Origin of the sequence: Lysobacter sp. cf310 (genome assembly GCF_900114355.1) — a bacterium.
Lineage (GTDB): Bacteria > Pseudomonadota > Gammaproteobacteria > Xanthomonadales > Xanthomonadaceae > Lysobacter.
In genome coordinates this window covers 1-2,500 of sequence record NZ_FOSS01000011.1, presented here as the reverse complement: position 1 = coordinate 2,500, position 2,500 = coordinate 1, and the positions used below count along the sequence as shown (strand labels likewise).

The following is a 2,500-nucleotide window of genomic DNA, read 5'->3' as shown; positions in this document are numbered from 1 at the left end:
TAAGCGATGAACCGAAGCTTGGGGTGCATACTTTGTATGCGCGGTAGAGGAGCGTTCCGTAAGCCGTTGAAGGTGGATTGAGAAGTCCGCTGGAGGTATCGGAAGTGCGAATGCTGACATGAGTAACGATAATGCGGGTGAAAAGCCCGCACGCCGAAAGCCCAAGGTTTCCTTGCGCAACGTTAATCGACGCAGGGTGAGTCGGCCCCTAAGGCGAGGCAGAAATGCGTAGTCGATGGGAAGCTGGTTAATATTCCAGCACCTCGCGTAAGTGCGATGGAGGGACGGAGAAGGTTAGGTCTACCCGGCGTTGGTTGTCCGGGAGAAAGCAGGTAGGTGTGGGTCTTAGGCAAATCCGGGACCCTTTAACACCGAGCAGCGAGACGAGCTCATTAGAGCGAAGTGACTGATACCACGCTTCCAGGAAAAGCTCCTAAGCTTCAGCTTACGCAGACCGTACCGTAAACCGACACAGGTGGGCAGGATGAGAATTCTAAGGCGCTTGAGAGAACTCGGGTGAAGGAACTAGGCAACATGGCACCGTAACTTCGGGAGAAGGTGCACCCCTCTTGGTGGCTCATGCGAGCTACAGCTGAGAGGGGTCGCAGTGACCAGGCCGCTGCGACTGTTTATCAAAAACACAGCACTCTGCAAACACGAAAGTGGACGTATAGGGTGTGACGCCTGCCCGGTGCTGGAAGGTTAATTGATGGGGTCAGCCGCAAGGCGAAGCTCTTGATCGAAGCCCCAGTAAACGGCGGCCGTAACTATAACGGTCCTAAGGTAGCGAAATTCCTTGTCGGGTAAGTTCCGACCTGCACGAATGGCGTAACGACAGCGGCGCTGTCTCCACCCGAGACTCAGTGAAATTGAAATCGCTGTGAAGATGCAGCGTTCCCGCGGCAAGACGGAAAGACCCCGTGAACCTTTACTATAGCTTTACACTGAACGTTGAGTTCGTCTGTGTAGGATAGGTGGGAGGCTATGAAACCATGGCGCTAGCTGTGGTGGAGCCATCCTTGAAATACCACCCTGTCGTGCTTGACGTTCTAACCTAGGCCCGTAATCCGGGTCGGGGACCGTGTATGGTGGGTAGTTTGACTGGGGCGGTCTCCTCCCAAAGTGTAACGGAGGAGCACGAAGGTACGCTCAGCGCGGTCGGACATCGCGCACTGTGTGCAAAGGCATAAGCGTGCTTGACTGCAAGATCGACGGATCAAGCAGGTACGAAAGTAGGTCTTAGTGACCCGGTGGTTCTGTATGGAAGGGCCATCGCTCAACGGATAAAAGGTACTCCGGGGATAACAGGCTGATACCGCCCAAGAGTTCATATCGACGGCGGTGTTTGGCACCTCGATGTCGGCTCATCACATCCTGGGGCTGTAGTCGGTCCCAAGGGTATGGCTGTTCGCCATTTAAAGTGGTACGCGAGCTGGGTTCAGAACGTCGTGAGACAGTTCGGTCCCTATCTGTCGTGGGCGTTGGAGATTTGAGAGGGGCTGCTCCTAGTACGAGAGGACCGGAGTGGACGAACCTCTGGTGTTCCGGTTATCACGCCAGTGGTATTGCCGGGTAGCTATGTTCGGAAGCGATAACCGCTGAAAGCATCTAAGCGGGAAGCGCGCCTCAAGATGAGATCTCCCGGGACTTTAAGTCCCCTAAAGGAACCATCAAGACTAGGTGGTTGATAGGCAGGGTGTGTAAGTGCAGCAATGCATTGAGCTAACCTGTACTAATGATCCGTGTGGCTTGACCATATAACCTCAAGTTGCTTTGGTCTCCACGATATGTCTGACGACTATCGTCTACACTTCTTAATGAAGTAAACTTCGCTACGTCCCAACTTATTCGCCTACGACGGGGATCATTCCGTCGAAAGCAACCCAACGAGAGCGTGCGCGCAACCTCAGTACACCGAGATCTGCGACCCTCCACCCTCTCCCTGGTGATAATAGCTGTGTGGAACCACCCGATCCCATCCCGAACTCGGAAGTGAAACGCACATGCGCCGATGGTAGTGTGGCCTAAGCCATGCAAGAGTAGGTCATCGCCAGGGGCTTCATCCGAAGGCCGGTTCCCGCAAGGGGGCCGGCCTTCTTCTTTGCGCGAAACAAAACCCATCCGCCGGCGCGGCGAGTTAATGCGACGACCCGCGAGTTAATGCGACGGCGCCGGCGAGTTAATGCTGACGCGTTCGTTCGGCCCTGGGAGTTAATCCCGGAACCGTCGCCCTGCCCGCAACCCCACCCGCCCCCTGTAGGAGCGGCGCAAGCCGCGACCGCGCCAACCAAGCGGCGACGCGACTCCGACGGCCGCGTCTGACATGAAACAGCGGCGTTGGTGTGGCCGCCTGGTCGCGGCTCACGCCGCTCCTACCCCAAAGCCGAGCGAGCGCCAACGCCAACCACCTGCCTAGCGCCGAGACGCGGAGACGCGGAGGCTGCAGAGCCGCGAGACGCCCGCACCCCGCCCTGTGGGAGCGGCGTCAGCCGCGATCGCG

Annotated in this window: 2 rRNA genes (1 of these 2 cut by a window edge); both read left to right on the top strand. The window is 57.2% G+C overall.

The annotated features are described in order from the left end of the window. Positions 1-1,757 (top strand): 23S ribosomal RNA (locus tag BMZ45_RS20995); it begins 1,121 nt to the left of the window's first position. A 184-nt stretch (positions 1,758-1,941) separates the two neighbouring features. Beyond that, positions 1,942-2,056, top strand: a 5S ribosomal RNA gene (rrf, locus tag BMZ45_RS20990). The last annotated feature ends 444 nt before the right edge of the window (positions 2,057-2,500 follow it).